This window comes from Streptomyces sp. MNU89, assembly GCF_020982505.1.
In the GTDB taxonomy this organism is placed as follows: Bacteria; Actinomycetota; Actinomycetes; order Streptomycetales; family Streptomycetaceae; genus Streptomyces; species Streptomyces xinghaiensis.
This window is the reverse complement of record NZ_JAJKLL010000001.1, coordinates 6,797,399-6,821,414: the sequence shown is the minus strand read 5'-3', so window position 1 is coordinate 6,821,414 and position 24,016 is coordinate 6,797,399. Positions and strand designations below refer to the sequence as shown.

Sequence of the window (24,016 nt, the reverse complement as noted above, 5' to 3'; positions counted from 1 at the left end):
TCATGCCTCCTGGGCGCGGTGCCGGTGGAAGCCGACCGTGGCCGGCGGCAGCGGGGTGTTGCCGAGGATCAGGTCGGCGGCCTTCTCGGCGAGCATCATCACCGGGGCGTAGATGTTGCCGTTGGTGAGGTACGGCATCGCGGAGGCGTCGGCCACCCGGAGCCCTTCCACCCCGCGGACGCGCATGGAGAGCGGGTCGACCACGGACATCTCGTCGGTGCCCATGCGGGCCGTGCAGGAGGGGTGGTAGGCGGTCTCGGCGTCGCGGGCGACCCAGTCCAGGATCTCCCGGTCCGTGACCACCCCGGGGCCGGGTGAGAGTTCGCCCGCGTCGAAGACGGCGAAGGCGGGCTGGCCGAGGATGTCCCGGGCGACGTGGACGGCCTCGATCCACTCCCTGCGGTCGTTCTCCGTGGAGAGGTAGTTGAACCGCAGCGCCGGGTGTTCGCGGGGGTCCGCGGACTTGATCTTCACCGAGCCGCGCACATCGGAGTACATGGGCCCGATGTGCACCTGGTAGCCGTGCTCGGCGCCGACCGGGGTGCCGTCGTAGCGCACGGCGATGGGCAGGAAGTGGAACATCAGGTTCGGGTAGCCGACCCGGTCGTTGCCGCGGACGAAGCCGCCCGCCTCGAAGTGGTTGGTCGCGGCCGGGCCGGTGCGGAACAACAGCCACCGCAGGCCGATCCCGGGCCGGCGGCTCCATTTGAGCGCCGGGTTGTAGGTCACCGGCTGCTTGCACGCGTGCTGCACATAGACCTCCAGATGGTCCTGGAGGTTCTCCCCGACCCCGGGGAGTTCGTGCACCATGCCGATGCCGAGCGGGGTGAGCTCGGCGGGATTCCCGATCCCGGAGAGCTGGAGCAGCTGGGGCGTGTTGATCGCGCCGCCGCAGAGAATCACCTCTCCGGCGGACGCCCGTCCGCGCTGCCGTCCGAACCGGCGGTATTCCACACCGACGGCCCGCTTTCCGCGGAAGAGCACGCGATCCACCTGGGTGAAGCACCGCACCGTCAGATTCGGCCGCTTCATGACGGGGTGGAGGTAGGCGCGGGCGGCCGACCAGCGGCGGCCCTTCTTGATGTTGCGGTCGAAGCGGGCGAACCCTTCCTGCCGGTAGCCGTTGACGTCGGGGGTCAGCTGGTGGCCGGCCTGCTGCGCCGCCTCCAGGAAGGCGTGGAAGAGCGGGTTGGCCGCCGGCCCGCGCTCCAGCCACAGCGGGCCGCCCTGGCCGCGCCAGTCGTCGGCCCCGGCCACGCAGTGCTCCATCCGCTTGAAATAGGGCAGGCAGTGCGCGTAGTCCCAGGTCTCCATGCCCGGGTCGGACGCCCAGCGCTCCAGGTCCATCGGATTGCCGCGCTGGAAGATCATGCCGTTGATGGAGCTCGACCCGCCGAGCACCCTTCCGCGGCCGTGGCTGACCCGCCGGCCGCCCATGTGCGGTTCCGGTTCGGACACGTAACGCCAGTCGTACAGCGGGTTTCCGATGACCATGGTCAGGGCGGCGGGCATGTGGATGAGGACGTCCCAGATCCAGTCCGGCCGGCCCGCCTCCAGCACCAGGACCTTGTTCTCCCGGTCGGCGCTGAGCCGGTTGGCCAGGGCGCAGCCGGCCGACCCCCCGCCGACGATGACGTAGTCGTACTCCGCTCGGCTCATGCTGGGCTCCTCATTGTCGAATGGCACTCCACGGCGCTGAAACCTAACGTAGAAAATGGTGCATTCCTACGCATAACGGTGCGGCGGCCTTCGCCGCTCACCCGGGAAAGGAATTCCCACGTCCAGTCTCTTCATCGACGGGGTATGGAAGGCCGCTACCGGCGGCGCCACCCGCGACGTCATCAACCCCTACGACCAGTCCGTCGTCTGCGCCGTGGACGAGGGAGGCGAAGCCGACGCCCGCGCCGCCGTGGACGCGGCGCGCTCCGCCTTCGACGGCGGTGCCTGGCCGGCGTGGACGGCGCGGCAGCGCTCCGAGCTGCTCCGCCGGGTGGCCGGCTTCCTCCAGCGGGACCGGGAGCGGATCGCCCGGCTGGAGACGCTCGACACCGGCAAGACGCTCGTCGAGTCCGGTATCGACGTGGACGATGTGACGGCCGTGTTCGAGTACTACGCCGGCCAGGCCGTGGCGGACTCCGGGCGGCTGGTGGACGCGGGCGACCCCCGGATCCGCAGCCGCGTCGTCCACGAGCCGGTCGGTGTCTGCTCTCTGATCGCGCCCTGGAACTACCCGCTGCTCCAGGTGTCGTGGAAGGTGGCGCCCGCGCTGGCGGCCGGCAACACCGTGGTGATCAAGCCCAGCGAGATCACCCCGCTCACCACCATCAGGCTGGTGGAGCTGTTCGAGGAGGCCGGTGCGCCCGCGGGCGTGGTCAATCTCGTACTGGGCCCGGGCGGGACGGTCGGCGCCGCCCTGGTGGAGGATCCCCGGGTCGATCTGGTGTCCTTCACCGGCGGTCTGGAGACCGGCCGGCAGATCATGCGGTCGGCGGCCGGGACGGTGAAGAACATCGCCCTCGAACTCGGCGGCAAGAACCCCAACATCGTCTTCGCCGACGCCGACTTCGAGGCCGCGATCGACTACGCCCTGATGGCCGTCTTCTTCCATGCCGGGCAGGTGTGCTCGGCGGGCACCCGGCTCATCGTGGAGGACGGGCTGCACGACGCGTTCGTCTCCGAACTCGTCGCCCGCGCCGAGCACATCCGGCTCGGCAACGGACTGGACGAGGACACCGAGAGCGGCCCGCTCGTCTCCGCGGAGCACCGGGAGAAGGTCGAGTCGTACGTGGAACTCGGTCTCCGGGAGGGCGCGACCCTCCTCACCGGCGGCCGCCGCCCGGACGAACCCGGCCTCCGGGACGGGTTCTTCTACCGGCCGACGGTGTTCGACGACTGCACCCGGGACATGCGGATCGTGCAGGAGGAGACCTTCGGGCCCATCCTGACCGTCGAGCGCTTCACCGGCGACGAGGCCGCGATCGAGCTCGGCAACCACACCGACTACGGGCTCGCCGGCGCCGTGTGGACGAAGGACGCCGGCCGGGCCGAGCGGGTGGCCCGGCGGCTGCGCCACGGCACGGTGTGGATCAACGACTTCGGCCCGTACCTGCCCCAGGCCGAATGGGGCGGCTTCAAGCGCTCCGGCATCGGCCGGGAACTCGGCCACGACGGCCTCGCCGAGTACCGCCAGGCGAAGCACATCTACGAGAACACCGCCCCCACGCCGCAGCGCTGGTTCGCCCGCTGACCGGCCGGCGGGCCGAGGGCCTTCCGGCGGGCTCCCGGCCCGCGTCCCGGTCCGCGTGGTCCGGTCCCCGCCGGAAGGCCGCCGGCCCGGCCGGTTCACGGGCCCGACCGGACCGGGCACAGGATGTCGGGTGCGGCAGGGTGTCTCCTCCCTAGCGTGAAGCGGGTCAGAGGGAAGGAGATCCGGCGGTGCTGGAACGGCTCAACGAGGCCCTGGAGTACATCGAGCGCAACCTCGACCGGCCCATCGAGCCGGCCGAGCTGGCGCGGATCGCGGCCACCTCGGAGTACCACCTGCGGCGGCTGTTCTCCGCGCTGGCGGGGATCGGGCTGTCCGAGTACGTCCGGCGCCGGCGGCTGACCGTCGCGGGCGCCGAAGTGCTCGCGGGGGACGGCACGTTGCTCGACGTCGCGGTGCGCTACGGCTACGGCTCCGGAGAGGCGTTCGCCCGGGCGTTCCGCGCCGTGCACGGCGTCGGCCCGGGTGAGGCCCGGCGGACCGGCGCGGTGCTCAGCTCGCAGCCCCGGATGTCCTTCCGGCTCGTCGTCGAAGGGAACAGCAGTATGCGCTACCGGATCGTGGAGAAGACCGGGTTCACGGTGGCCGGGAAGAGAGCCCGGGTGCCGTTGGTGCACGAGGGGGTGAATCCGGAGATCGCCGCGTTCATCCGCGGCATCGGCAAGGACACGCTGCGGCGGCTGGAGGCCCTGCCGGGCCAGGAGCCGCGCGGGATCGTCGGGGTCAGCGACCGTCTGCCCGCCGACCCCGGCGAACGGGTGGAGGGGACCGAACTCGACTACTACCACGGCGTGGTGACGGACACCGGCACCGATGTGCCGGAGGGGATGGACTCCCTCGCCGTCCCCGCGGGGATGTGGGCGGTCTTCGAGAGTTCGGGCGAGTTCCCGCAGGCCCTGCAGTCCCTGTGGCGGGACGTGTTCACCCAGTGGTTCCCGTCCAATCCGTACCGGAGCCGGCCCGGGCCGGAGATCCTGCGGACCCGGCTGTCGGAGGACGGGGCCGCGGCGGACGCGGAGCTGTGGATCCCGGTGGAGCCGGAGCGGGCGGACCGGCGGGAGGCGGCGCGGGGAGCCGCGGTCTAGAGGGCCGGCCGGGGACGGCCGGCGGGGCCGTGCCGGAGAGGGTCCGGCACGGCCCCGCGGTGGAAGGGAGGAATCGAGGGTTCCGGGGCCGCCGGGCACGAGCCCGGGCTCCCGGTCCCGTACGGACAGGGTCAGGGGAGGATGGGGAACGGCTGGAAGGTGATGCTCCCGGTCGCGGACGCGGGTGCGTAGGTCGCGGTTCCGAGGAACTCGGCCTGGTACGTCTGCGAGGTGGCCAGGGCGTTCGGCACGGTGGTGTCGGGCAGGGTGGCCTTCCCGGTGGCGTCCGTGACGGCCTGGCCGAGCGGGTGGGTGCCGGTGCCCGTGTTGATCGCGAAGTGGATCGTCTGCCCTGGCAGCGGGGTCCCGCCGCTGGTGAGGGTGGCACTCACGTTCCGGATCACGAAGGTGCCGTTGCTGCGGAGCCTGATGGTGGCCGGTGTCGCGGTCAGCAGGGTGGGGGCCGGCGGGTTGACCACCACGTCGACGGTCCCGGACGAGGCGCCGAAGCACGTGTCGCCCTCGTAGTCCGCCTGCACGGTGGTTGTTCCGGCGGGCAGGCCGGAGGTGGTGATCTGGGCCTGGCCGCCGGTCAGTTCGGCCGAGCCGAGGACGCCGCCGCCGACGGCGCTGAAGGTGACCGTGCCGGTGGGGGTGCCCGGGTGGCCGGGAGGACCGGCCACGGTGGCCGTGAGGAGCACGCTCTCGGCGGGGTCGGCGGGGTTCGGGACGGCGGTCACCGTGGTGGTGGTCGGCGCCACGCTGACGGTGACCGGAGTCACGGCGGAGGCGGAGCTCAGATGGCTGTCGTCCGCGGGCTCGTACACGGCCACGGCGTGGCGGAGCCCCACGGGCAGGTCCGTGAACGTGGCACTGGCCTGGCCCGACGCGTCCGGAGCGAGGACCTGGACGGGGCCGTTCTCCGTGACGAGGAAGGTGAGGGTGCCCGTCGTGACGGGGCCGGTCGGCGAGGTGACGGTCGCGGTGATGACGACGTCGTCCCCGCAGTACGCCGGGACGGTCTCGACGACCACGGTGGTGGTGGTCGGCTCGGAGACGTAGGTGAAGACACCCCCGCTGCTGCCCGTGCCGTAGAGGGTCGTCACCGTCACCGGGCCGCTGGAACCCGGGGGTGCCGGCGCCGTGACGGCGGTGATGCCGGTCGAGCTGTTCACCGTGTACGACGCCACCGGCTGACCCGCCACCGACACCCCGGTGACGTTGGTGAAGTCCGAACCCGTGATCTCCACCGCCGTCCCGCCCGACGGCGGACCCGCCACCGGCACGAAGCCCGTCACCGCCGGAGCCGCCACATACGTGAAGGACGCGGCCGACGCACCGGTACCGTCCGGCGTGGTGACCGCCACCGGGCCCGATGTCCCCGTCGCGGCCGCAGCCGTGGTCGCCGTGATGCTCGTCGGGCTGTCCACCGTGAAGGCCGCGGCCTCCACACCGGCGATGCTCACCGACTGGACGTTCACGAACTCCGTGCCCGTGATCGTCACCGGTGTGCCCCCGTCGGGCGAACCGGTGGCCGGGGCGAAACCCGTGACCGTCGGGGCGACTTGGAGCACCCCGGTGTCGTCCGCCGCCCGGGCGGTGGCGTCGAGCCTGCTGCCCGACGGCCCCGGGCCACCCGGCCGGGGAATGCGAGCTTGGCCTCGCTGAATGGGCGAACCCATGACGATCTCCCGTCTCCTGCGGATGCGATGGGTCTGGCCCGGGCCGGAAGGGGCCGTGCGCGGTACCGGTTCGCGGAAGGCGCCGCGAAACGTCCGGCTCGCCCGGCCCCGGGCGCCATGATGCGGCGGGCTGCCGGTGTCCTCCGACCCGGAAAGCAGCCACGCGTTCTGGACCTTCTGGTCATCCCCGGACCCAGAAGGCGCCAACCGGGACATTGAAGACGATGCGCAACAACAAGAATCAAACGTCTTATACGACGCGCCGGTTCACACCGCCCCGCGACCCCGGCGCGCTTCCCGCACACCCGGGCGTACCCGGCCCGGGGCCGGCGTCATCGAGGGCCGGGCCGCCCACCCCTCGACATGTATACCCCATGGGGGTATACATGTCTCCTGACAGGCCGCGGCACCGGCCGCGCATCCGGGAAGGGATCGTCATGAAGCATGCGCACGAGCACACCCACGGGACCGGCGAGCAGAGCCACACCGGAACCGGTCACGGGTACACCCCCCGGGTGGGACACACCACCGCCCCGGAGGGAACCGCTCACGCCGGGCAGCCGCACGGCGCGGCCGGAGAACCGGCGGAATCCCACACCGCTCACCCACCGGCCGGGAGCGGCCACGGCACGGTCCCGGTGTCATGGCGCACCGCCGCGCAGGCCACGCTGCACTGCCTCACCGGGTGCGCGATCGGCGAGGTCCTGGGCATGGTCATCGGCACAGCGGCCGGGCTGTCCGCCGGGGTCACCGTGGCGCTGGCCGTCGCCCTCGCCTTCTTCTTCGGGTACGCGCTGACCATGCGGGGCGTCCTCCGCGCGGGGCTGAGCTTCCGCGAGGCGCTGAGGGTGGCCCTCGCCGCGGACACCGTCTCCATTCTCGTGATGGAGACCGTGGACAACGCCGTCATGGTCGGCGTGCCCGGGGCCATGGAGGCGGGCCTCGCCAACTGGCTCTTCTGGGCCGCCCTGGCCTTCGCGCTGGCCGTCGCCTTCGTGCTGACCGTACCGGTCAACCGCTGGCTCATAGCCCGCGGCCTGGGGCACGCGGTCGTCCACGCCCACCACCATCACTGACGGCGGCCGGTCCGGATGCCCCGGACGCCGGGGGCACGGGAAGCCGGGGGCACGGGAAGCCGGGAAGCGGGACACCGGAAGGCCTCACCGGAACGCGGCTTCGACTCCCCGGGTGGGGCTTCTCCTGGGCTGGGCACGCGGACGGGCCGGTCTCCCGGTGGTGCCCGGGATACCGGCCCGTCGTTCGCCGCGGGGTCCGGTGGATCAGCCGGCCGTGCCGGCGGCCTCCTGCTCGGCGGCGGCCAGCCGCACGCAGACCGCGACGGCGCGCATGGCCTCGCGCACCTCCTCGACCGAGGGGAAGCTGGGCGCCAGCCGGATCTCGCGGTCACGGGGGTCCTTGCCGTACGGGAACGCGGCACCGGCCGGGGTCAGCGCGATGCCCGCCTCCTTGGCAAGGCGGACGACCTCGCTCGCGCAGCCGTCGGGGACGTCCAGGCTGACGAAGTAGCCGCCCTTGGGCCGGGTCCACTCGGCGATGCCGAGCGGTCCGAGCTCGCTCTCCAGCACCTCGTACACCGCCGCGAAGCGGGGCTCCAGAAGCGCGCGGTGGCGCTCCATGTGGGCCGTCACACCGTCCGTGTCCCGGAAGAAGCGGACGTGACGCAGCTGGTTGACCTTGTCGGGGCCGATGGTCTGCTTGAGCAGCCGCTCCTTCATCCAGGCCACGTTGGCCGGGGAGGAGCCGACGAAGGCGACCCCGGAGCCGGCCGTGGTGATCTTGGAGGTGGAGCCGAAGACGAACGCGCGGTCGGGGTTCCCGGCCTCGGCGCAGGCGTCGAGGATCGAGAGGATCTCGACCCGCTCCCCGGTGAGGTGGTGCACCGCGTAGGCGTTGTCCCAGAAGAGGCGGAAGTCGGGCGCGGCGGTGCGCATCGCGGCGAGCCGGCGCACGGTCTCGTCGCTGTAGACCTCACCGGTGGGGTTGCTGTACTTGGGCACGCACCACATGCCCTTGATCGTCGGGTCGGAGGCGACGAGCTCCTCGACGACGTCCATGTCCGGGCCCTCGCCGGTGAGCGGGACGGGCACCATGTCGATGCCGTACCGCTCGCAGACCCCGAAGTGCCGGTCGTAGCCGGGGACGGGGCAGACGAAGCGGACCCGCGGCTCGTCCGCCCAGCGGCGCTCGCCGCCCGGGACGACGGAGAGCAGCGCCTGCACCACGTTGTCGTGCATCAGCGTGAGGCTGGCGTTGCCGAGCGCGAGGAGCTGCCCGGCGGGCACCTGGAGGGGGCCGGAGAAGATCTCGCGCAGCTCCGGGAGGCCGAGGAGGCCGCCGTAGTTACGGGTGTCGGTGCCGTCGGCGGCCTTGACGTCCCCGGCGCCGGGGAGGGACAGCAGATCACCTGCGAGGTCGAGCTGCTCGGGCGAGGGCTTGCCCCGCGTCAGATCCAGGCTGAGGCCCCGGGCACGCAGCTCGGCGTACTCCTTGCGGGCGGCCTCCAGCCCCGCCGCCCCGGAGAGGGGGGCGGATTCCTGTACGGACCCAGACGACACGGTATTCCTCCAGCGCACATGGTGCTTGAGCAGGGCAGCCGCCAATGTACCAAGGGAGCGTGGAGCCCCTCTCGGTTCGGGCGCCGGGCCCGGCTCGGGGCGTTGGGAGGGGATGACCGGCACCTCAGGGATATATATGATGGACATTGCCTTTGAATAGAGGAGTCCAGTATGAGTGTGACGACGATCGACCTCGATGACGACGCCTTGGAAAAGGCCATGCGCGTCGCCGGCGGCGGCACCAAGAAGGACGTGGTCAACGCCGCTCTCCGCGAATACGCCGAACGCCATCAACGGGCCGCTCTCGTGGCCAAGCACTTCCGCACCGCCCAGCACTGGGACTACGAGGGCTGGCAGCGGCGCCGCGCCGAGGACAAGCAGAGTCGCGCGTGATCCACTACCTACTCGACTCCTCAGGCCTGTGGCGCCTCCTGCGCGAGGAGAAGCTCAGTGCCGCGTGGCTGGAGACCACCACGCTCCGGGCCATCGGGTCGTGCGCCGCGCAGCGGGCCGAGTTCCGTCGCTCGGCCCGCAACGCGGCCGAGTACGAGGCTATGGGGGAGATGTTCACCGACCTCTACCCCGATGTCCCGCTCCCCAAGAGACTGTGGGACTGGGTCGACTCGGCGCAGTACGCTCTCGCCGGAAAAGGGGCCCTCGGCGCGGCCGGGCCACTTGACCTGATGATCTGCGCGACCGCCGCGCACCACGGGCTGATCGTCCTGCACGACGACGCCGATTTCGTCACCGTGGCCCGCTTTCTGCCCGACGTCAGTGAGCGCAATGTGCGCAACATCCCGGGACTCTGAGCGGCTCCGGTGAGCTCCTGGCGCTTCCGCGCGGTGTGGTGTGGTGCGGTGCGAGTTCCCGAGTGTGCCACTGCGGGAGCCCGTTTCCGCCCGGCCCGCCCGATGGCCCGGGCCGGGCGGACGGCCGGCGCCTGTGCGGGCCGGCCGTCCCCCGTGTCTCCGTCCTGCGGGGCGGATCAGCAGGTCGGCACCCCCGGGAGCCAGGATTCGGGGACGTCGATGAAGATGTTGGAGACGTAGCCGCCATAGTCCGGCAGGTAGGCCCAGGCGTCGTTGGTGTAGCCCTGGTACGTCACCTTCTGGCCGCGCACCTGGCAGCGCACCCGGACCGTCGTCGGGCCGGCCAGGCCGGCCACCCGCGTCGAGTTCGTCGTCGCGGCCTGGCGGATGCTGACGTCGCTGCCCCAGGTCGGGAAGGACTTGGTGTCGCCGCTGCTGCCGCCGCGCACCAGTTCCATGTAGTACGACCAGTTCCAGTGCGGGCCGGGGTCGGTGTGGTCGTTGCCGGGCACCTCGTGGTGGCCGACGATGTGCGCCCGGTCCTTCGGTATGCCGTACTTGTCGGCCAGGTGCCGGGTGAGCGCGGCCGAGGAACGGTACATGGCGTCGGTGAACCAGGAAGGGTCGTCGACCCAGCCCTCGTGTTCGATGCCGACGGAGTACGCGTTGCCGGAGCGCGCGTGCCAGGCGGTGTTGCTGTCGCGGACCATCTGGGTGACCTGGCCGTCGGAGGAGCGGACCACGTAGTGGGCGCTGACCTCGGAGGCCGGGTTCTGGAACCAGCTGATCGTGCCGGCGTACGAGCCCTGCGTGACGTGCACGACGACCGCGCTGATCGACTGCGAGCGGCCGGTGGCGTAGTTGGCGGAGTTGGCCGGGACCCACTGCGCGGGCGGGTAGTCCGGGCTCTGGGCGCCGGTCTCGCCGGTCTCCCCCGTCACATCCACGTCGGCGTAGGTGCCGCGCTCGGGCGCGACCTTCAGCGGCTTGACGCGGATCTGCTCGCCGCCGTCGGCGTGGCCGCGGATGCCGGTGGCCAGGAGTTCGTAGACGGTGTCGGCGTAGAGGCGGCCGGCCCGTTCGCCGTCCGTCCCGCCGTAGCGGGCGGCGACCGGGTACCAGGCGCCGAGCCGGTCGCGCTCGGCGGCGTCCAGGCCGAGGTCGTCGGCGAGGGCGCGCAGAACGGCGGCGCCGCCGCGGATGTTGGCCTCCGTGTCCTTCTTCAGGTCGGTGACGCGTTCGCCGGTGATGCGGGCGGCGCGTTCCAGGGTGTGCTGCCCGGGGTTGCTCACCAGGTGCATGACACCGTAGCCGTTGGCGTGGCTCGGGGCGCCGTCGTGGTCGTCCAGGTGCGTCTCGCCGTAGCCGACGGCCACCAGGAGGTCGCGCGGGACGTCGTACTCGGCCGCCGCCCGCGCGAAGGCCGCGTTCACCTCGCCGGAGCCGGGCCGCTCGGGCGCGGCGGAGGCGGGCTGGCCGGCCAGGACCAGCGCGGCGGCGACCGCCGTACCGGTCAGGACGGTCAGCCGGCGGTGACGGGGGGTGGCCGGGATCAACGCGTTCATCGGATCTCTCTCCGCTCTCCGGCGCGTGGGTGAGGGGTGGTGGCTGGCTCGGCGGGCCCGTGGCCGGTGCCGCGCGGACGGTGGGGGGAGCGGATCCGGGCGCCGGCGCGCGTGCGCCGGTACGCGGGGCCGGAGCCCGGATCCGGTCGTGCGTACACGGGTGGCGGATTCGCACGGACTTCCGTCACCGGCATACGAGTTCAGCAGTTCGGCACGCCCGGAAGCCAGGCGTCCGCCACATCGCCGAAGATGGTGGAGGGATAGCCGCCGTGGTCCGGGAGATGCGACCAGGCGTCGTCGCCGCATCCCCGGAGGCGACCATTTGTCATGCACCTGATAACCGTCGCCGGCGGGCTCACCGCCGGCCGCCGCTGTCCGTGCACTCCGGAACGCCCGGCAGTCTGCTCTCGGCGTCGATGTAGACGGTGGTCATATAGCCCCCGTACTGCGGCAGATAGGCCCACCAGGGGCTGCTGTGCGGAGGGTCGGAGATCACCTGCCCGCGCTTCTGGCAGGAGACGAGGACGTCCGCACCCGCGGGAAGCGTGCTGACGACCGCCGAGGAGGTCGTGGCCCCGGCGCGGATCCGCACCCCGTCGCCCCAGGTCTCGAACCACGTTCCGGAGGGGCGCCGGGCACCGGGGACGTCCAGGGAGCCGACGAGCCGGGTGAGGCCGGAGTACGCGGTGCCGTACGGGGTCCCGTCCGGGTGGAGGGAGAGGACGGCCACGATGGTCCGGTCGTCGGGACCGACCGTGCCCGTGGTGTGCAGGGCCTCGCGGACGAGGTCCACGTCGGCGGCCGAGCGGGCCGGCGACGCGGGGGAAACGGGCGGCGTGCCCTCCCCGCCGGCGGTGGACGGGCGGGCCGCGCCGGCGGGGCCCGCCGCGCCCGCCCGGTCGGCCGTATCCGCCGCGGCCGGGGTCCCGTCCGCCGTACAGCCGCCCGAACTGAAGCCGGACCAGCCCTGCTTGACCGCCCACGGTCCCTCGAAGGCCGAGGGGACGCCGAAGTACTGGTCGTAGCCGTCGTTGGCGCAGCGCGTCGCCCGGTGGAGGTTGCCCATGATGAAGTCCCGTACCGGGGCCGGGGATTCATCGAGGATGTAACGGTAGATCCGCACGGTGTCGGCGGCGGTGAGCGAGGTGTAGCCCCAGTAGCCGGGGTAGGCCGCGGGCGGCGGCGCGGTACCCGTCAGCCCGAGCCGGGGGACCATCCGCTCGATGATCGCGCTGCGGCCGCGCAGGCCCCAGTAGTGGCTCGCCTCGTCGTCGTCGCTGCTGCGGAGCATGGCTTCCAGGCGGCCGCGGTCCTGCTGCGGGATGTCGTAGCCGGGGCCGCGGTCCCAGAGGAAGTCCAGGGTCAGCAGCAGTTTGACGATGGAGGCGGACCGGAAGCGGTGGTCCGCGTTGACGCGCTCCGTGAAGCTGCCGGTGCGGCGGTCGAAGACGGCCACACCGGCCGTGACGTCCGCCGGGATGTCCACGCCGGGCGCCGCGGGCGGCGACTGGCGGGGCTGTCCGGCGCTCGCCGGGGCGGCGAGGAATGCGCCGAGCATCCCCAGCGCGACGGCGACCCCGGTCAGCGGTCTCCGCATCCACCGGGTGCGCGCGGCGGCCGGACGAGCGGCCGGTGGCGGCGGGGCCGGAGCGTGCGCCGGGCCGCCGTGCGGGGCGGGACCGCCGGGCGGATCGGCGGACGGGACGGCGGGCGGGATGGGGGCCGAGGTGGTTCCTGGTGGTTCCGCGTGCATCGGTCTGCCGACTCCTCGGGGCCGTACGGAAGGGAACACGGGCGCAGAAGCGCTGATCAGCGCACAGGCTGACGGAGCTTCTCCGGCGGCGGCAAGGCATTCGACCTCAAGCGAAGAGCTCCGGGAGTTCGTTGTCAGCGGCGGGACGGCCCGCTTACGTTTCCGGCGTCCCGCGGCGACCGCGGCCACCCCGGCCCGCGGTCCGCCTCCCCGACCAAGGAGCACGCGTGAACCTCAGACGCCTTCCGGCCGCACTCGCCACCGCGCTCGTCGCGCTGGTGGGCCTGCTGGCCCTGCCCGCCCAGGCGGAGACCACGGGCGCGGCCAAGGCCGCCGCGCCCAACTTCAAGGCCCCCTATCCCTGCGGCCAGAAGTGGACCTACAGCCACCACTCGGCCGAGGTGCGCCGCGCCCTGGACTTCGTCCGCTCCGACGGCGGCTCCACGGCCGGCACGCCCGTCCTGGCCTCCGCGGCCGGCACCGCCACCCGGCACAGCCAGCCCAGCGGCGCCGGCAACTACATCGTGATCGACCACGGCGGCGGCTGGAAGACCTACTACTTCCACCTGTCGAGCTACTCGGTGGCCAACGGCGCGTCGGTCGCCCAGGGCCGGCAGATCGGCGTCACGGGAAGCACCGGCAACTCCAGTGGCGCGCACATCCACTACGAGCAGCTCTACAACGGCACCGGCCAGAACATCAGGATCAACGGTTCCGCCCTGGCCTACCCCGGCAGCTACAACCAGTACTACCTGACCAGCGACAACGGCTGCGGCGGCTCCGGCTCGCCGTTCACCACCTGGGGCACCGACGTCCGCGTCCGCGCCGACGCCCGCCTCAACGCCTCCGTGGTCACCGTGCTCTCCGGGCCCACCAGCGTCCGCGTGCTCTGCCAGAAGCAGGGCGACACCGTGAACGCCGAGGGCTACACCAACAACTGGTGGAGCAAGCTCCGTGACCAGGGCGGCTTCATCAGCAACATCTACATCGACCACCCCGCCTCGAAACTGCCGGGCGTACCGGTGTGCTGACCCCGCGGCGGCCCGGACGGCCGGCGAACGGGGGCCGGTGAACGCAGGGCTGCCGGCCGGGTGCCGCACGGCACCGCTCTCGCGCCGCACGGGATCGCACAGGGCCGTACGGGCACCAACCGTGCAGGACGGCGAGCACGGCCGCAGGGGCTCCGGATCTCCGGGGCCCCTGCGGCCGTTCCGGTCGTGGGACGGCGCGGAGGCGGGAGCGGGCACGCGGGCCGGCTGCCGGAGGAGCCGCCACGGGACCGCTCCCCGCCCCTTCCCCGGTACGCGCCGTACTCCCCGGTCACCGCCCCCGGGTCAACCGCCCACCCGTACGGGCTCGTTCGGCCTCCGCCACTCCTCCCGGACGGCCGCTCCCCTCCTCTTCTCCCCCCGTTTCCGGGCCGTTCCCGGGCGGGCCGCGCTGTGACCGTCAACACCCGTGAGGATCACGTCCGATGACCTGACGCCGGGACGCCTACCCGCGTAGACTCCCGCGCGACGCTTACGGGAGACAAGCCGAGGCGGCCGGATCCGGCCCGTCCCCGACCAGGGCGGGCCCGCGACGCATTCCGGGGGTGCGCAGTGCTGCGTGTGGACTTCAGCGGACGGGAACTGGCCCGGCTGCGCATGGCGCGGAGCGTCGATCCACTCTGGGAGATCGCGCTCAGCCTGCACATGCTCCAGACCCGCCAGACGGCGCTGGTCTTCGACCCCTGGCGCCGCGAGGTGCACGGAGCCCTGGAGCGGTCCGGGCTGACCGCGGCCGTGCGCGGCCTGATGCTGCTCTGCCCGCCCGCCGCCTACTTCCCCGACTTCCTCACCCCCGGCGGCGAACCGGACCTCGACACCGGTCTGGAGAAGGTGATGTCCACGCCCCGGCAGCGGCTGGCCGCCGAACTCTCCCGGCTGTACGCGGGCGCTCCGCTGCCCAGCGGCGTGCGGCGGCTGGCCGAGGGCAGCCCGGAGGCCCTGCGCTGGCTGGGCACGGCGCTGCGCCGGTACTACGCGGTGGCCGTCGAGCCGTACCTCCCGGCCATCCGCACCGAGGCCGCCGCCGACCGCTCCGAGCGGGCCGAGGCGGCCCTGACCGGCGGTGCGGAGGGGCTGCTCGCCAGTTACGGCGTGCTGCCGGAGTGGCGCTGCGAGGGCACCGCGCTCCGCGCCCCGTACCCCATGGACCGCGAGATCCGGCTGGACGGGCGGACGCTGACCCTGGTCCCGGGCTTCTTCTGCGTCCGGGCACCGCTGGCCCTGGCGGACGACGAACTGCCGCCGGTCCTCGTCCACCCGCTCTCCCCCGCCCCGGGCTGGCTGGAACGCTCCCGGCCGAGCGAGAGCACGCCGCCCGCCGCCCAGCTCATCGGCGCCTCGCGCGCCCAGCTCCTCGGGCTCCTCGACCGCCCGATGACGACGACGGGCCTGGCCGCGGCCCTGGACCTGGCCCCGTCGACGACGAGCCGCCACACCTCCGTCCTGCGCGAGGCGGGCCTGCTCACCTCCCGCCGCAGCGGCCTGTGCGTGATGCACCGCCGCACCCCGCTGGGCGAGGCACTCCTGGAGGGGGCGCTGCGGTGACTTTCGCCCACCGTGCTGGTCGCCGCCATCAAGAATGGCCGTTCACGCACAAGTGACCGCCCGGCATCATGGATTCCATGGACCCGCCGAGCGCCGACTGGGTGACCATCGCAGCCTACGAGAACCTGCCGGGCTGGCTCCGGCCGATGGCGGCCGCGCGCGCTTGACCGCGTGACCGCGGCATCGGCTGGATGCCCTTCGAACAGGGCGAGATCCGCTGGGGACTTGCCGGCGGAATCGGTCCTGACGGCCACTGGCACGGCTGGTTCGACATCCGCGTTCGGGTCGGCGCTCTACGGCGGATCGGACCGCATCCCGACCAGCCCACCGCCGAAGTCATCGGCCCGTCCCCGCCCGGCTGGTGGCACGCCGCCGCCGAACGCAACAGTCATCAATGGTCGTGTGGCCGCGAACGCGCATGCGCGGCCGTGCCGCGAGCGGCAGACTGTTCCGGTGCCTCCGCCTCCGGATGAGATCGCCGCCGTCTTCGGACTGGGACGGCCCCTCGGGAGACCGCGTCCGCTCGCCAACGGCGTTAATCCAAGCGCCACTTCCCTGCAGGCCACCGACCGGGGCCGGCGGGTGGTCAAGACGGGCCGGCTTCTCGGCGAGTGGCAGCGTCGGCACGCCCACCACGCACACCGCTTGGAGCCGGCGGCCCTGAGCCGGTGGACCGCGCTGCTGCGGTGAGACGGATGTCCAGCTGGCCGACAGCGGAGGACCCTGGGCGCCCGTCCCCTCCGTTCGAGAGCGGTCCACGCCTCCGGCGCCCACGCGTGCGGGTGCCGGAGACGTCGCCGTGGCGCGGCGGGTTGTGCGGCGTCAGAGCTCTGCGGCGAACCTCGTGAACGCCGCCCACTCGGCGTCCGCAACCGAGAGGACAGGGCCTGAGTGGTCCTTGGAGTCACGGACGTGGACAGTGCCGGCAGCCACGGAGACCTCTACGCAATCACCGCCGTTTCCTGCGCTGTAGCTGCTCTTGAACCATTCGCGGGCGGCTATAGCCGCCGGCTTCTCGTCGCTCATAGATCTCCCCGAAGCTTCTCGATGAAGGTCAGCGACTCACGGGGCGTGAGGGCTTGGGCCCGGATGATTGCCTAGGTCGATTCCAGTTCCCGCACCCTGCGCTGATCCATGTGCAGGCGGCTGTTGCCCTGCACTTCTGGGTAGGCGACCCTCTGCTGTCCCCGGTCCACCATCAAGGTGAAGGGCCCGCCCAGTCCAGCGTGCTCTTCTCGGTCCAGGGGCACGACCTGGATGTCCACAGTGCGCTTCCGTCCGATGGTGAGCAACTGCTCCAACTGGCCACGGACGACCGCCCGGCCACCGATCCTGCGGCGCAGCACGGCCTCCTCGATCACGAAGCTCATCAGTGGCGCAGGCTTGCGCGAAAAGACCTGCTGCCGGGCCATACGTGCCGCCACCCGCTGTTCGACCGTCTCGTCATCCAGCAGGGGGCGCCACATGGCGAAGACGGCCCGTGCGTACTCCTCCGTCTGCAGGATCCCCTTGAGCAGATGGCAGTCGTAGGCGTGCAGTTCAACTGCTTCTGCCTCGGTCTTCGCCGCGTCTTGGAGGAACGCCGGGTACCGGGCTTTCGCCACCTCGTCCTTCATCGCGCACAACACCCCGTGCGCGTCGAGCACTTGGTCCAGCCTCTCGATGAAGTCGGGGCGCGGGATGCGGCGCCCCTGTTCCACCGACGAGATCAGGTCTTCTCCGTACCGGACCCGCTGCCCCAGTTCCAGCTGTGTCAGTCCGGCGCGGTCCCGGAACAGCTTCACCTGCCTGCCGAAGCTCTGCATGAAGCCACCGGTGCCGTCGCCGTCCGGCAGCTCCGGCCGCCCCGTTGCGCCTGCCATGTCCCTACCTCCTGCGTGACTGGTTCGCGTTCGTCCGCCGGCGCACGATGACCGGCCGGCGGCGTGACGCTACGCAGGCTCCGGCCGCCAGAGGGCCGGAAAGCGCCGGGTCCACCCTTCCGGATGATCCGAACTTGCCGCACCGTCAAGTTCGTTGCCCGGACCCGGGCTGCGCGACGGGTTCCCGGTGCCCACGCCCGGGAGGCGGAATCGCCTCACGGTGCGGTCGCGCGCGCGGCGGAGAGCAGAGTCTCCGCCGCGGTGCGGGCGTGCCGCGCCACGGCCGCGTCCCCGGTCATGGCTGCCGTGGTGATGGCACCGTCGGCGAGCAGAAGGAGCTGCCGGGCGAGCAGCGCCGGATCGGCCGGTGCCGACTCGCCCACCAGATCGGTCATGTACGCCAGGAGGGCCAGCTTGTGGTCCCGGGCGGCCCGGGCCGCGCCGGGGGACAGGGCGGCCAGTTCGGCGTAGGCGTTGATGAAGGCGCAGCCCCGGTAGCCGGGTTCCGCGAACCACTCCCCCAGCCAGTCGAAGACCAGCAGCGGCCGCTCCCCGGGGCGGGTGGCGCGCCGGGAGACGTAGTCGGCCAGGGAGGCCCGCCAGCGCTCGTCGCGGCGGCGCAGATAGCCCTCCACCAGGTCACCCTTCGAGGGGAAGCACTGGTAGAGCCGCTTGAGGGAGACCCCGGAAGCGGTGCGCAGTTCGTCCATGCCGACGGCCTGGACACCGCGCTCGTAGAACAACCGCTCCGCGGCGTCGAGCAGCCGGATGCGCGCCTCGTCCGCGTCCACGGCTTCCCTTCCCCTTTCTCTCCGACTGGCCTGGAGAACGGTCGTTCCCTATACTAGCCACCCACAGGGAGAACGACCGTTCTCCCTGTGGGTGCAGTCGAGTTGGGAGAGAACCCTCATGGCATTACGGCCGCCGCTGCCGCCGTTCGGCGAGGAGACAGCCGCTCAGAAGGTCCAAGCCGCCGAGGACGCGTGGAACACCCGCGATCCCGAACGGGTCGCCCTCGCCTACACCGAGGACTCGGTTTGGCGGAACCGCGATGTCTTCGTCACCGGCCGGGACGCCATCACGGCCTTCCTGCGCGAGAAGTGGGAACGCGAACTGGACTACGCGCTGCGGAAGGAACTCTGGGGCTTCCGGGACGACCGCATCGCGGTCCGCTTCCAGTACGAGTGCCGTGACGCGGACGGCCGGTGGTGGCGCAGCTACGGCAACGAGTTGTGGGAGTTCACCGGGGAGGGCCTGATGCGCCGCCGGGAGGCGAGCATCAACGACATGCCCATCACAGAGGCCGAGCGGCGCATCTTCGGCCCGCGCCCGGAGGCAGAGCGGGGGGCGCCGCTGCCGGTGCGCTGACCGGACGGCGCACCGGGCGCCACCGGGGACTCGCCGTCCCGTTACGCCTTCCGGGTCCGGCCGGGTGCCGTCCGTGACGGGGGTGGCCATCATGGGAACCGGCCCATCCCGGGCCACCGGCCACTGGGCCGCCGGAAGGCCCGGGCCCCGGGCCGGCCGGGCGGGAGTGGACGGAGGGTCCCGATGATGCCGCTGTTTCCGCCGATGCCGCTCGCGGAGTGGCGGGACACCAAGGAGACGCTGCACCGGTTCGAGCAGGTCGTCGGCAAGATCCGGCTTGCCGCGAGCATCCGGCGCAACCACTGGTGGAACGTCCCGTTCCATCTCACCGGGCGCGGGATCACCACCCGTCCGATGGGGCAGGCCGACGGCAATCCGGTCTTCACCATCGACTTCGACTTCGTGGACCATCAGCTGGTCGTCGCGGCCCTGGACGGCCGGGCGTCGTCGTTCCCCCTCTACGGCCAGTCCGTGGCGTCGTTCCACGACCGGACCCTGGCGGCTCTGGACGCTCTCGGCGTCCGGACGGAGGTCCGTATCCCCCGGCCGTTCGACCTTCCCGACTCGGCCCGGCTGTTCAGCGAGGACACCGAGCACGCGCGGTACGACCCCGTGCAGGCCCATCGCTACTGGTGCGTCCTCAGCCAAGTGGCTCTCGTCCTGGAGGAGTTCGCGGCACGGTTCTCCGGCAAGGCCAGCCCCGTGCACCATTTCTGGCACACCTTCGACATCGCCCACACCCGGTTCTCCGAGCGCCGTGTCGAGCAGCCGCCCGAAACCGACCCGGTGACCCGGGAGGCGTACTCGCGGGAAGTGGTCAGCTTCGGCTTCTGGTTCGGCGACGAGAGCTTCGCCGAACCCGCGTTCTACTCCTACACCACTCCGGAGCCCGCCGGACTGGCCGCGGAACCGCTCACTCCGGCTCCGGCCCGGTGGGTCGAGCGCGGGGACAGCCATCTGGCGGTGCTCCGTTACGACGACGCCCGCGCCGAGAGCGACCCGCGCGCCGCCGTGCTCGCCTTCTACGAGAGCGCGTACCGGGCCGGAGCGGGCAGGGCCGGCTGGGACATCGACGGGCTCGCCTGCCCCGGGGGGATCACGGACCCGCAGCTGCACCGCTCGTGACGAGAAGCCCCGGCCGGAAGCAGCCGGGGTCCGGGTGCGGCGACGCCGTTGTCGCGCACCCGGCCCCCGCCCCGGTGGGTGAACGTCCGCGCGGCGGGGGCCGCTCAGAGCCAGTGGTAACGGCGCTCGGGGCGGCCCGCGGTGCCGTAGCGGAGCCTGACCTCGGCGTGGCCCGCGGTGACGAAGTACTCGAGGTACCGCCGGGCGCTGACCCGGGACAGGCCGGTGAGGGCCGCGCACTCCGAGGCGGACAGACCGTCCCCGGCGTCGGTGACGGCCTCCCGTACGAGGGCGGCCGTCTGTTCGGTGACCCCCTTGGGCAGCCGCGCGGCACCGGCCACCGGTCGGGTCGTGCCGGCCGCCGGGACCGCCGCCGGCGCGGCTCCCGGCGGCGCCGGCCCGGTGGCCGGTGCGGCCGGACCCACGGCGAAGACCCGGTCCACGTCGTCCTGGCCCGGGGCCGTGAACGTCCGCAGTTCCCGGTTCCGCCGGGCGTAGTGCAGCAGCCGCTCGTGCAGCACACCGGCGTCGAAGGGCTTGATGATGTAGTGCACCGCCCCGCCCCGCAGGGCGCCCCGCACCGTCTCCGCGTCCCTGGCCGCGGTGACGACGAGCACGTCCGTCTCCGAACCGGGGGAGCCGCCCTGCCGCAGTGCGCGCAGCACGTCCAGCCCGCCCATGTCGGGCAGGTAGATGTCCAGCAGGACCAGGTCCGGCCGCAGCTCCCGGACCGCCGCCAGCGCCTCCGCGCCGCTGCGGGCCTCTCCGACGACCGTGAAGCCGGACAGTTGCTCGACCTGCCTGCCGTGCAGCCGGGCCACCATGAAGTCGTCGTCGACGACGAGTACGCGGATCATGCCTGGGTCCCGTTGTTCCGTTCGTTCTCGGTTCGCGGCAGCCGGGCCGTGAAGACCGCGCCGTCCGCGCTCACACTGCCTCCCCGCCGGGTGCAGACCAGGCGGGTGATCGCCAGGCCGAGCCCGCGCGAGGAGCTCTGCGGGACGGCGGCCTTGGTGGTGAAGCCGTACCGGAAGACCTCCTCGGCGAGGTCCGGGGCCACTCCGGGCCCCGAGTCGCGCACCCGGACCCGGACCTCCGTCGCCTCCTCGGAGAGGTGGACCTCCACCCATCCGCCGGGTCCACCACCGCGGACCGCGTCGAGCGCATTGTCCACCAGGTTGCCGACGACGGTCACCAGGTCGGAGGAGAGGGATTCCTCGATCGGCCGCAGACTGCTGCCCCGGCCGATCCGCAGGGCGGAGCCCTGTTCGGCGGCGAGACTCGTCTTGGCGATCAGCAGTGCGGCGAGGGAGGGGTCGGCGACCCGGGAGACGACCTCGTCCGTCCGCAGGGACCGCGCTCCGCTGATACCGCGCACATAGCGCGCCGCCTCCGGGTACTCCTCCAGTTCGATCAGACCGGCGATCACGTGGAGCTGGTTGCTGAACTCGTGGGCCTGCGCCCGCAGGGTGTCGGTCGCGCTGCGGGTGGTGTCGAGTTCGTGCTGGAGGGCGACGAGTTCGGTCAGGTCGCGCATGGTGGTCACCGAACCCACGGCCCGCCCGTGGGTGAGCAGCGGCATCCGGTTGAGGGTCACCATCCGGTCGCCGGTGAACACGACCTGGTCACGGCCCTGCACCCGGCCGGTGAGTACGTCGTGGAGCCGCGGCTCCACCGCACAGGACTCCAGCGTCCGGCCGACCGCGTCATCAGGCAGTCGCAGCAGTTCCATGGCGGTCTCGTTGGCCAGTGTCAGCCGGCCCGCCGGGTCCAGGCCGACGACGCCCTCCTTGATGCCGTGCAGCATGGCCTCCCGGTGCTCGACCAGCGCGGTGATCTCCTCCGGCTCCAGGCCGAGCGTCTGGCGCTTGATCCTGCGGGCCAGCAGCACCGATCCGACCGTCCCCAGAGCGCTGGCGAGTCCGAGGTACAGCAGCAGATTGGGGGTCGCCGTGGCGAGCCGTTCCCGCATCCCCCGGTACTCGCGCCCGGCGGCGACCACACCGAGCATCCGGCCCTGTTCGCCGAAGACCGGCACATGCGCCACGAGAGAAGGGGACCCGCCGGAGGCCGTGGTGCCGATCCACGACCGGCCGTCGAGCACCCCGCTGTCGCCCAGCGGCAGCAGCTCGCCCATCCGCCGCGGGTCGGCGGAGGTCAGGATGCGCCGGTCCGCTGCCGTGATCATCACGTACGACGCCCCGGAGACGCTGCGCACGCTCTCCGCCGTCGGCTGGAGGATGTCCGCCCGTTCCACATCGGCGAGCCCGGCCCGTACCGCGTCGAGGGACGCCACGGTCTCGGCGATGCTCAGCAGCCGGCGGCCCTCGGTCCGGCGGAACTCCGCGTCCGACTGGGCCACGGAGACGGCGGCCACCACGGCCAGGACGACCACGACGAGGCCGAGCTGGAGCGCGAGGAACTGGCCCGTGAGCGACAGGCGGGGGAATCCGGGCCGGAGAACCGGAGCCGTGCTGCGCACAGGACCGCCCTCCTCGTTCCGGCTTCCGCCCGCCGGGCCCGGAGATCCCGTCCGCCGGCGTGCGAGCCATTGTGCTGCGGGAATGCCGTTTCCCGGCCGTGAACACTATGGCCAAAACTTTCCTTTCAGCCAATACGCGCACAACCCCCGCACCGCCTTTCCCCCTGCTTCCCGCGCTGTTTCCCTGTGGGCTCCCCCCCGAGAACCCCCTGGAGGAAACATGTCCCGCAGACGTCCCGGGCTGCTCACCGCAGCCGCCGCCACGACCGCGGCTCTGCTGCTCACCGCGTGCGGTGGCGGTTCCGGCGCGGCCGCCGGCGGCCCCTGGAAGCCGACGAAGCCCATCGAGTACGTGGCTCCGGCCAACACCGGCGGCGGCTGGGACACCCTGGCCCGCAGTACCGCCCGCGTCATGGAGGAGGGCGAGGTCGTGGACCGGCCGATGCGGGTGGTGAACAAGCCGGGCGGCGGCGGCGCCATCGGCTGGGCCTATGTCGCCGGTCACGAGAAGGACCCGCACAAGCTCTTCGTCACCAGCCCGCCGATCGTCCTCGTGCCCCTGGCCGGCGAGTCCCGGCACACCCACCGGGACTTCACGCCCATCGCCCGGCTGATCAGCGAACCGCTCGCCTACGTGGTCAAGGACGACTCGCCGCTCAAGACCTTCGGTGACTTCGCGGACAAGCTGAAGGCCGACCCGGAGAAGCTCAGCGTGGCCGGGGGCTCCGGCCCGGGAAGCCTGGACCACGTGGGCCTGGCGGGCGCGGTGCAGACGGCGGGCGCCGAGCCGGCGAAGGTGAAGTACGTGCCGTTCGACGGCGGCGGCGAAGCGATCACCGCGCTGCTCGGCGGCCACGTCGACGTCGCGGTCGCGGGGGCCTCGGAGGCCCAGGGGCTGGTGCGGTCCGGTGATGTCCGCGTCCTGGCCGTCTCCTCCGAGGAGCGGGTGGCGACACTGCCGGACGCACCGACTCTGCGGGAATCCGGCACCGACTACCAGTTCGACATCTGGCGGGGGGTCATGGGACCGGCGGGGCTGACGGACGAGCAGGTCGCCTATTACGAGAAGGCCTATGCCGACATGCTGGACCTGGACGGCTGGAAGAAGGAGCGCGACCGGCTCGGCTGGACGGACGCCTGGATGGGCAGTGCCGAATTCGGCGAGTTCCTCGACGCCCAGGAGCAGGAATTCGCCGAGATCCTCTCCGACGTCGGTATCAAGAAGTAGGCGGTCGGTTCCGGTCATGCATCACTTTCGTTTCTCCCACCGCACAGTTGCCTGTGCCATCGGACTGCCGGCCGCCGCGTACACCGTGCTGGCCTTCCGCATCCCCGAATTCGCCGCGGTGCAGGTGCCGGTCCAGCCCGGCACGCTGCCCCGGGCCCTGGGACTGCTCCTGCTGGTGCTCTCCGTGGCGCTCTTCTTCCAGTCCGGTTCCGGGCCGGCCGGGGACGGCCCGCCGGACGCCGGGGCGGAGGAGGCCGGGGCAGGCGGCGCCGGCGCCGGCGGGAGCACCGGTGAGGACGCCATGGCCGGTGAGGCCGGCGGGGCCGGTCCCCGCCGGCCGGCCCCGCCGGCGGCGACACTGGGCCGGCTCGCCGACGACCGGCTGGAGCTGCTGGTCCTGCTCGGCTCGATCTGCCTCTACGTGGTGCTGTTCGTGCCGCTCGGCTTCGTCCTGTCCACCGCGCTGTACGTGACCGGCACCGCCTGGTACCTGGGCTACCGCCGGCACTGGGCCAACGCGCTGACCGGCACGGGCCTGGCCGCCGGCCTGTACCTCGGCATGTCCGAAGGGCTCGGCGTCGCCCTGCCCACCGGGCCGCTGCCCTTCTGACCCCCGGAGTCT

General features: G+C 72.4%; 22 protein-coding genes and 2 pseudogenes. 12 read left to right on the top strand and 12 right to left on the bottom strand.

Annotation, left to right across the window (positions count from 1 at the left end; all coding sequences use genetic code 11):
* Positions 1-1,659 (bottom strand): choline dehydrogenase, encoded by a 1,659-nt coding sequence (gene betA, locus E4N63_RS29280; RefSeq protein WP_125622979.1) that lies wholly within the window; start codon positions 1,657-1,659, stop codon positions 1-3.
* Between the two features lie 112 nt (positions 1,660-1,771).
* Here betA and E4N63_RS29275 point away from each other — a divergent pair, with 112 nt between their 5' ends.
* The gene (locus E4N63_RS29275; RefSeq protein ID WP_230242701.1) at positions 1,772-3,247 is read left to right on the top strand and encodes an aldehyde dehydrogenase family protein; all 1,476 of its coding nucleotides are present in this window, start codon (positions 1,772-1,774) and stop codon (positions 3,245-3,247) included.
* Between the two features lie 188 nt (positions 3,248-3,435).
* Positions 3,436-4,350: an AraC family transcriptional regulator gene (locus tag E4N63_RS29270; RefSeq protein WP_125622981.1), complete on the top strand. Its 915-nt coding sequence runs from the start codon at positions 3,436-3,438 to the stop codon at positions 4,348-4,350.
* Between the two features lie 131 nt (positions 4,351-4,481).
* Here E4N63_RS29270 and E4N63_RS29265 read toward each other — a convergent pair whose 3' ends face one another.
* Both E4N63_RS29265 and E4N63_RS31625 read right to left on the bottom strand, forming a co-directional pair.
* Positions 4,482-5,600, bottom strand: coding sequence for an Ig-like domain-containing protein (locus tag E4N63_RS29265; RefSeq protein ID WP_230242140.1), 1,119 nt, complete (start codon positions 5,598-5,600; stop codon positions 4,482-4,484).
* A gap of 123 nt (positions 5,601-5,723) precedes the next feature.
* A pseudogene (locus E4N63_RS31625) lies at positions 5,724-6,032 on the bottom strand (IPT/TIG domain-containing protein); the annotation flags it as partial.
* Positions 6,033-6,670: 638 nt separating this feature from the next.
* Between E4N63_RS31625 and E4N63_RS29255 the strand changes: the two are divergent.
* Complete coding sequence (locus E4N63_RS29255; protein ID WP_125623007.1) at positions 6,671-7,108, top strand: DUF4396 domain-containing protein; 438 nt, start codon at positions 6,671-6,673, stop codon at positions 7,106-7,108.
* 204 nt (positions 7,109-7,312) lie between these two features.
* Here E4N63_RS29255 and E4N63_RS29250 read toward each other — a convergent pair whose 3' ends face one another.
* A complete protein-coding gene (locus tag E4N63_RS29250) occupies positions 7,313-8,608 on the bottom strand; it encodes an aminotransferase class I/II-fold pyridoxal phosphate-dependent enzyme (protein ID WP_228429650.1) in 1,296 nt (431 codons plus the stop codon).
* A 171-nt stretch (positions 8,609-8,779) separates the two neighbouring features.
* On the opposite strand from E4N63_RS29250, the gene E4N63_RS29245 reads away from it, so the two are divergent.
* Together E4N63_RS29245 and E4N63_RS29240 are read left to right on the top strand one after the other, a co-directional pair.
* Positions 8,780-9,001, top strand: coding sequence for a type II toxin-antitoxin system VapB family antitoxin (locus tag E4N63_RS29245; protein ID WP_125622984.1), 222 nt, complete (start codon positions 8,780-8,782; stop codon positions 8,999-9,001).
* Complete coding sequence (locus E4N63_RS29240; RefSeq protein WP_125622985.1) at positions 8,998-9,417, top strand: PIN domain-containing protein; 420 nt, start codon at positions 8,998-9,000, stop codon at positions 9,415-9,417. Before E4N63_RS29245 ends, E4N63_RS29240 begins: the two co-directional genes overlap by 4 nt.
* A 176-nt stretch (positions 9,418-9,593) precedes the next feature.
* On the opposite strand, the gene E4N63_RS29235 is transcribed toward E4N63_RS29240, so the two are convergent.
* The 3 genes from E4N63_RS29235 to E4N63_RS29230 all read right to left on the bottom strand — a co-directional run bounded on the left by E4N63_RS29235 (position 9,594) and on the right by E4N63_RS29230 (position 12,579).
* Positions 9,594-10,982, bottom strand: coding sequence for an N-acetylmuramoyl-L-alanine amidase (locus E4N63_RS29235; RefSeq protein ID WP_125622986.1), 1,389 nt, complete (start codon positions 10,980-10,982; stop codon positions 9,594-9,596).
* Between the two features lie 200 nt (positions 10,983-11,182).
* Positions 11,183-11,311, bottom strand: a complete 129-nt coding sequence (locus E4N63_RS30840) for a hypothetical protein (protein WP_267133928.1) — start codon at positions 11,309-11,311, stop codon at positions 11,183-11,185.
* 26 nt (positions 11,312-11,337) lie between these two features.
* A complete protein-coding gene (locus E4N63_RS29230; RefSeq protein WP_230242138.1) occupies positions 11,338-12,579 on the bottom strand; it encodes a hypothetical protein in 1,242 nt (413 codons plus the stop codon).
* Between the two features lie 383 nt (positions 12,580-12,962).
* Between E4N63_RS29230 and E4N63_RS29225 the strand changes: the two genes are divergently transcribed.
* From E4N63_RS29225 to E4N63_RS29215, 3 genes are all read left to right on the top strand, one after another.
* Complete coding sequence (locus E4N63_RS29225; protein WP_125622987.1) at positions 12,963-13,766, top strand: M23 family metallopeptidase; 804 nt, start codon at positions 12,963-12,965, stop codon at positions 13,764-13,766.
* 579 nt (positions 13,767-14,345) lie between these two features.
* Positions 14,346-15,329, top strand: a complete 984-nt coding sequence (locus E4N63_RS29220; RefSeq protein ID WP_228429651.1) for a helix-turn-helix transcriptional regulator — start codon at positions 14,346-14,348, stop codon at positions 15,327-15,329.
* A gap of 191 nt (positions 15,330-15,520) precedes the next feature.
* Positions 15,521-15,802 carry a hypothetical protein gene (locus E4N63_RS29215; protein WP_308188760.1) on the top strand — a complete coding sequence of 94 codons (282 nt, stop codon included), beginning with the start codon at positions 15,521-15,523 and terminating at the stop codon, positions 15,800-15,802.
* 349 nt (positions 15,803-16,151) lie between these two features.
* Here E4N63_RS29215 and E4N63_RS29210 read toward each other — a convergent pair whose 3' ends face one another.
* The 3 genes and pseudogenes from E4N63_RS29210 to E4N63_RS29200 form a co-directional block, all read right to left on the bottom strand.
* On the bottom strand, positions 16,152-16,355 hold the full coding sequence (locus E4N63_RS29210; protein WP_230242137.1) for a DUF397 domain-containing protein: 204 nt from the start codon (positions 16,353-16,355) through the stop codon (positions 16,152-16,154).
* A pseudogene (locus tag E4N63_RS29205) lies at positions 16,352-17,191 on the bottom strand (Scr1 family TA system antitoxin-like transcriptional regulator). Before E4N63_RS29205 ends, E4N63_RS29210 begins: the two are co-directional and overlap by 4 nt.
* Before the next feature lie 215 nt (positions 17,192-17,406).
* Entirely contained in the window at positions 17,407-17,982 is a 576-nt protein-coding gene (locus tag E4N63_RS29200) for a TetR/AcrR family transcriptional regulator (protein WP_230242136.1), read from the bottom strand.
* 118 nt (positions 17,983-18,100) lie between these two features.
* Between E4N63_RS29200 and E4N63_RS29195 the strand changes: the two genes are divergently transcribed.
* Both E4N63_RS29195 and E4N63_RS29190 read left to right on the top strand, forming a co-directional pair.
* The gene (locus E4N63_RS29195) at positions 18,101-18,559 is read left to right on the top strand and encodes a nuclear transport factor 2 family protein (RefSeq protein WP_125622991.1); all 459 of its coding nucleotides are present in this window, start codon (positions 18,101-18,103) and stop codon (positions 18,557-18,559) included.
* 186 nt (positions 18,560-18,745) lie between these two features.
* Positions 18,746-19,684 carry a DUF5996 family protein gene (locus E4N63_RS29190; RefSeq protein ID WP_230242699.1) on the top strand — a complete coding sequence of 313 codons (939 nt, stop codon included), beginning with the start codon at positions 18,746-18,748 and terminating at the stop codon, positions 19,682-19,684.
* A gap of 104 nt (positions 19,685-19,788) precedes the next feature.
* On the opposite strand, the gene E4N63_RS29185 is transcribed toward E4N63_RS29190, so the two are convergent.
* Both E4N63_RS29185 and E4N63_RS29180 read right to left on the bottom strand, forming a co-directional pair.
* The gene (locus E4N63_RS29185) at positions 19,789-20,541 is read right to left on the bottom strand and encodes a response regulator (RefSeq protein ID WP_230242135.1); all 753 of its coding nucleotides are present in this window, start codon (positions 20,539-20,541) and stop codon (positions 19,789-19,791) included.
* On the bottom strand, positions 20,538-22,166 hold the full coding sequence (locus E4N63_RS29180) for a sensor histidine kinase (protein WP_230242133.1): 1,629 nt from the start codon (positions 22,164-22,166) through the stop codon (positions 20,538-20,540). Before E4N63_RS29180 ends, E4N63_RS29185 begins: the two co-directional genes overlap by 4 nt.
* Positions 22,167-22,386: 220 nt before the next feature.
* On the opposite strand from E4N63_RS29180, the gene E4N63_RS29175 reads away from it, so the two are divergent.
* Positions 22,387-23,394, top strand: coding sequence for a tripartite tricarboxylate transporter substrate binding protein (locus E4N63_RS29175; RefSeq protein WP_230242130.1), 1,008 nt, complete (start codon positions 22,387-22,389; stop codon positions 23,392-23,394).
* A gap of 16 nt (positions 23,395-23,410) precedes the next feature.
* Positions 23,411-24,004: a tripartite tricarboxylate transporter TctB family protein gene (locus E4N63_RS29170; RefSeq protein WP_125622994.1), complete on the top strand. Its 594-nt coding sequence runs from the start codon at positions 23,411-23,413 to the stop codon at positions 24,002-24,004.
* Positions 24,005-24,016: the final 12 nt, after the last annotated feature.

Coding starts and splice junctions, on each gene's coding strand:
- E4N63_RS29170 (WP_125622994.1), top strand. CDS start 23,411: ATGCATCACTTTCGTTTCTCCCACCGCACAGTTGCCTGTGCCATCGGA.
- E4N63_RS29215 (WP_308188760.1), top strand. CDS start 15,521: ATGCCCTTCGAACAGGGCGAGATCCGCTGGGGACTTGCCGGCGGAATC.
- E4N63_RS29230 (WP_230242138.1), bottom strand. CDS start 12,579: ATGCGGAGACCGCTGACCGGGGTCGCCGTCGCGCTGGGGATGCTCGGC.
- E4N63_RS29210 (WP_230242137.1), bottom strand. CDS start 16,355: ATGAGCGACGAGAAGCCGGCGGCTATAGCCGCCCGCGAATGGTTCAAG.
- betA (WP_125622979.1), bottom strand. CDS start 1,659: ATGAGCCGAGCGGAGTACGACTACGTCATCGTCGGCGGGGGGTCGGCC.
- E4N63_RS29185 (WP_230242135.1), bottom strand. CDS start 20,541: ATGATCCGCGTACTCGTCGTCGACGACGACTTCATGGTGGCCCGGCTG.
- E4N63_RS29195 (WP_125622991.1), top strand. CDS start 18,101: ATGGCATTACGGCCGCCGCTGCCGCCGTTCGGCGAGGAGACAGCCGCT.
- E4N63_RS29235 (WP_125622986.1), bottom strand. CDS start 10,982: ATGAACGCGTTGATCCCGGCCACCCCCCGTCACCGCCGGCTGACCGTC.
- E4N63_RS29175 (WP_230242130.1), top strand. CDS start 22,387: ATGTCCCGCAGACGTCCCGGGCTGCTCACCGCAGCCGCCGCCACGACC.
- E4N63_RS30840 (WP_267133928.1), bottom strand. CDS start 11,311: ATGACAAATGGTCGCCTCCGGGGATGCGGCGACGACGCCTGGTCGCAT.
- E4N63_RS29190 (WP_230242699.1), top strand. CDS start 18,746: ATGCCGCTGTTTCCGCCGATGCCGCTCGCGGAGTGGCGGGACACCAAG.
- E4N63_RS29245 (WP_125622984.1), top strand. CDS start 8,780: ATGAGTGTGACGACGATCGACCTCGATGACGACGCCTTGGAAAAGGCC.